The 4,864-nt window shown below is 39.2% G+C and carries 4 protein-coding genes; 3 read left to right on the top strand and 1 reads right to left on the bottom strand.

Going from position 1 to position 4,864, the window contains the following annotated elements; genetic code table 11:
- Nucleotides 1-226 precede the first annotated feature (226 nt).
- Entirely contained in the window at nt 227-1,606 is a 1,380-nt protein-coding gene (nox, locus tag ADM33_RS06440; RefSeq protein ID WP_049503880.1) for a H2O-forming NADH oxidase, read from the bottom strand.
- 318 nt (nt 1,607-1,924) lie between these two features.
- Between nox and ADM33_RS06445 the strand changes: the two genes are divergently transcribed.
- From ADM33_RS06445 to ADM33_RS06455, 3 genes are read left to right on the top strand one after another with little or no spacing between them, the layout of a single operon-like run.
- The gene (locus tag ADM33_RS06445; RefSeq protein WP_049503882.1) at nt 1,925-2,845 is read left to right on the top strand and encodes an FAD:protein FMN transferase; all 921 of its coding nucleotides are present in this window, start codon (nt 1,925-1,927) and stop codon (nt 2,843-2,845) included.
- Between the two features lie 33 nt (nt 2,846-2,878).
- The gene (locus ADM33_RS06450) at nt 2,879-3,484 is read left to right on the top strand and encodes an NADPH-dependent FMN reductase (RefSeq protein ID WP_049503883.1); all 606 of its coding nucleotides are present in this window, start codon (nt 2,879-2,881) and stop codon (nt 3,482-3,484) included.
- An 18-nt stretch (nt 3,485-3,502) separates the two neighbouring features.
- The gene (locus ADM33_RS06455; protein ID WP_049503885.1) at nt 3,503-4,747 is read left to right on the top strand and encodes an NAD(P)H-dependent oxidoreductase; all 1,245 of its coding nucleotides are present in this window, start codon (nt 3,503-3,505) and stop codon (nt 4,745-4,747) included.
- Nucleotides 4,748-4,864: the final 117 nt, after the last annotated feature.

A 4,864-nucleotide genomic window follows, 5' to 3' on the forward strand; every position in this document is an offset into this window, starting at 1 on the left:
GAGGCTGGGACAAAAGTCCTAGCCTCTCAATTGTCTTTGGATTGTCGAGCAAGACGCAGTAGTTGAGTGGGCTCTACTTCGCTGATTTCATCAGCTTTTACAGCCCTACTCAACTGTGCGGAGGTGGGAAGACGAAATCGAATTCTAACGAATTACCGATTTCTGTCCCACTCTCATTTTTTTGATGATAAAAACGGAAGAATTAAATCTTCCGTTTCACAAATCATTATTTTTCTGCTGTAAGTGCAGCCATTGTGATGTAGTTGTATGGTTTATTGAAGTGTGGCAAGAAGAATAAGTCTGTCAATGCTAATTTATCAATTGTAACGTGTTCTTGAATAGCAAGTGAGAACATGTGAATTCCCATGCTAATTGCTGAATCACGAGATACCATTTGAGCACCAAGGATTTCACGGCTGTCTTTATCAAAGACAATCTTGATAGCTACTTCATAGTTGTCATGCTTCATAAATTCTGGTTTTTGAAGGTCGTTAAATCCAGTTTCAGTTGCATTGTAACCTGCAGCTTTTGCTTTTTCAAGTGTCAAACCAGTTGAAACCATGTGAAGACCATAGATTGAGATACCATTTGATCCTTGAACACCGATTCCTTCAAGCTCATGTCCACAAGCATTGTAAGCACCTACGATACCAGTACGAACAGCGTTTGATGCAAGAGCGATGTAGCTAGTGTCTTTACGAGCGTTGTCATAAACAGTCGCACAGTCACCAACTGCATATACACCTGGGATAGATGTTTCTTGTTTCTTGTCAACAAGGAAAGCACCGTTACGGAAGAGTTCGATCTTACCATCAGCAAGTGCAGTGTTTGGACGGAAACCAACTGCAAGGATAACCATATCAACATCAAAGCTTTCTTTGTCAGTGATCAAGCGTTCAACTTTTCCTTCACCTTCGATAGCTTTAACAGTTTGACCAAGTGCCAAACGGATGTTGTGGTCTTCCAAGTTTTTAGCCATCATTTGTGTGAAGTCTTTGTCATAGTATCCATTCAATACAGTGTCAACGATATCAACAAGGACAACTTCTTTTCCAAGACGTTCGAAAGCTTCAGCAAGCTCAACACCGATGTATCCACCACCAACAACAGCGATACGGTTCAGATTTTGGCTCTTATCTGCAAGTTTGTTGATGACTTCTTCAGCGTTTTGGTACAATTTAACGAATTGTACATTTTCAAGAGTAGCTTTGAACTCACGGTTACCTTTAACGATTTCAACGCCTTCGATTGGTGGCAAGATTGGAGTTGAACCAGTAGCAAAAATCAATTTGTCATAAGACTCTTTGTGTTCTTTTCCTTCAACTTCTGCAGTAACAACTTTGTTATCGTAGTCGATTGAAAGTACAGGTGAGTTCATGTAAATTTTCGCACCTTTAGCTTCAAGCGTTTCTTTATCAGAGTAGAACAAGCCTTCAGGACCGTCGATTTGCTCACCGATCCAAAGAGCCATTCCACATCCAAGGAATGAAATATTTGAGTTTTGGTCAAATACAACGATTTCGTTTTCGTTTCCAAAGTTGTCCAACATAGTGTTGATACATGCAGTTCCAGCGTGGTTAGCACCCACGACTACGATTTTACTCATTAGATAATTCCTACCTTTTAATTTTTATTTACCCCTCTAGTATACCATTATCTGTGAACGTTTTCAAGACTTTTGATTAGTTTGATGTTATTTAAGAAAGTTTTCAAAATATATATTAACTTGTTTTCAAAGAGTCCTCATTGATTTGGAGCTGTTTTTATTTTTTTAAGCATATTTCTTGACTTTTTGTAAAAAATAATTTGTGAAAACGCTGACTTTATGATATTCTATTTATATGGAAATAAATTATAAATTTTAAATTTCTTATTAATTCAAGATTTGTAGCTATTTCCGAGTGATTCGAAGGGAGTTGATTCTTTGCCTCTTAGTTCATCATCTGAGCGATTAATGGGAACTACGATTACTATTTCCTTAGTACATGAACAAGCCGATAATCTTCTCCGTCAAGCTTTTGATTTGCTCAAGGAACTTGAATTCCGCTTCAATGCTAACAGTACTGAATCTGAATTAATGGAAATTAACTATCAGGCAGGTATTGCCCCAGTTAAAGTCCACCCTAATTTATTTGAACTGATTTCCTTTGGTTTAGACCATAGTCTAGCACCTGGAAGTCATCTCAATATCAGTATCGGTCCCTTGGTTCAAACCTGGCGTATTGGTTTTTCTGATGCGAAAGTTGCTAGTCCTGAAGAAATTGCTTCCGTTTTACCATTGATAGACCCTCGCTTGATCAAACTCGATTCAATGAATTCAACTGTGTTCCTTGAAAAAAAGGGAATGAAAATTGATTTGGGTTGTTTAGCAAAGGGGTATAGCGCAGATAAGGTTGCAACTTTCTTAAAAGAAAATGGCGTAACTTCTGCTCTTATCAATCTAGGAGGAAACATCCTCACAATTGGAAACAACCAATCAAAAGATGATCGACCGTGGCAAATCGGCATTCAAGATCCAAATAATCCACGCGGTAATCACCTGATGACCTTGTCTATTACTGGAAAATCAGTTGTTACATCTGGGATTTATGAACGGCATCTTGAAATCAATGGCAAGGATTATCATCACATTCTCGATAGTGAAACAGGCTATCCTATTGAAACGGATTTAGCTAGTTTGACCATTATATCAAATCGATCTGTCGACGGCGAGATATGGACTACACGATTGTTTGGCCAACGTAGCGCATCAATCATGTGGCAAGTCGAAAATATTGATGGTATCGAAGCCATCCTCATTGACAAAGATGGACGCATCGCTTGTTCATCTGGCATCCAACGGTAATTAATTAATAATGCAAAAGAGAAAGGAAAGCCCATGCTTAAACTTATTGCTATTGTAGGAACTAACTCTAAACGTTCCACAAACCGCCAACTGCTTCAATATATGCAAAAACACTTTGCTGATAAAGCAGAAATCGAATTGGTCGAAATTAAAAATCTTCCAGTTTTCAACAAACCAGCCGACAAACAAATTCCAGCTGAAGCTATGGAAATCGTAGCTAAAATCGAAGCAGCTGATGGTGTTATCATCGGTACTCCAGAATACGACCACTCAATTCCAGCTGTTCTTATGAGCGCCCTTGCTTGGATTTCTTACGGAGTATTTCCACTTTTGAACAAACCAATTATGATTACTGGTGCTTCATACGGTACACTCGGTTCTTCACGTGCTCAATTGCAACTTCGTCAAATTTTGAATGCTCCTGAGATTAAAGCAACAGTTCTTCCTGATGAATTCTTACTTTCTCACTCTCTTCAAGCTTTCGATAAGAATGGTGACTTGGTAGATCTTGACGTCATTAATAAATTGGATGCCATCTTTGATGACTTCCGTATCTTTGTCAAGATTACTGAAAAATTGCGTAGCGCACAAGAATTGCTTCGTAAAGATGCAGAAGAATTTGACTGGGAAAATTTGTAAGATAGGAGACAAAATAGAATGAAATTTGTTGGACTTGTTGGATCAAACTACGATCAATCATATAACCGCAAACTCTTGGAATTCATCCGCCGTCAGTTTAAAATTAAATTTGAACTAGAGGTTTTGGAAATCGATGAAGTTCCAATGTTTAACCAAGACGAAAAATGGGACGACAGCTTCCAGTTGCGCCTACTTTACAATAAAATTACTCGTGCAGATGGTGTCATTATTGCAACTCCTGAGCACAACCACACTATTTCTGCTTCACTTAAGTCTGTACTTGAATGGCTTTCATACGAAGTGCATCCGTTTGAAAACAAACCAGTCATGATTGTGGGTGCTTCATACTATGATCAAGGAACTTCTCGTGCTCAAGTTCACCTTCGTAAGATTCTTGATGCACCAGGAGTGAATGCTTACACATTACCAGGTAATGAATTCCTCCTTGGAAAAGCTAAAGAAGCTTTTGATGCAAATGGAGATATTATTAACGAAGGAACTGTTAAATTCCTTGAAACTTGCTTAGATAACTTTGTCAAATACGTAGGAGTCGTTTCTAAATTGAAAAAACCAAAACCAATTGAACCAGAAGACTTGGATTGTGGAAAACCAATCGCTACAACGATTACAGAAGTTGACCCTGATGATCCAGAATGGGTAGAAAAAGTTGCAGAAATTACAGGTGCTGTATCCGGTGATACGTACGTTAAGCTTGACCATGGTATCTTGACTGTTAACCAGATTGATATGTTCTTGAAAGCTATGCCTTTTGAATTGACATACGCTGACGATAACAACCAATTCCTCTACTACAACAACGCTCACCAAGACCCTGATACAATGTTTGCAAAACGTGTACCATCTCAATCTGGTAGCCGTATGTCAACCATTCACGATTCACTTCCACCAGCACGTATGAAAAATGTTGAGTGGGTTATCGGAACACTTCGCAATGGTAACCAAGAATACGTACGTACAATCGTTCCTGGTTCACCTGCAGGTGTTATTAACACTCACAACTACCAAGCAATGTACTATCCTGACGGATCATATGCTGGTATCAATGAAATTGTCTTTAACTTCCAACCATGGCTTGACTGGTACTTGAAAGAAACAGGTCAACGCTTGGTAGGAGGCAGCGGACCATTTGCTCCTGCTGGCGGTCACGGTGACGCAGATGCTACTTCAGGTGCATCTGATGCCGGAGGTCACGGTGATGGAGGTCATGGAGACGCGGATGCTACATCTGGGGCAAGTAACTAATACTCAATGAAAATCAAATAGCAAACTAGGAAGCTAGCCGCAGGTTGCTCAAAGTATTGCTTTGAGGTTGTAGATAGAACTGACGAAGTCAGTAACATATATACGGCAAGGTGAAGC

It is taken from the genome of Streptococcus oralis (genome assembly GCF_001075875.1).
Lineage (GTDB): Bacteria > Bacillota > Bacilli > Lactobacillales > Streptococcaceae > Streptococcus > Streptococcus oralis_I.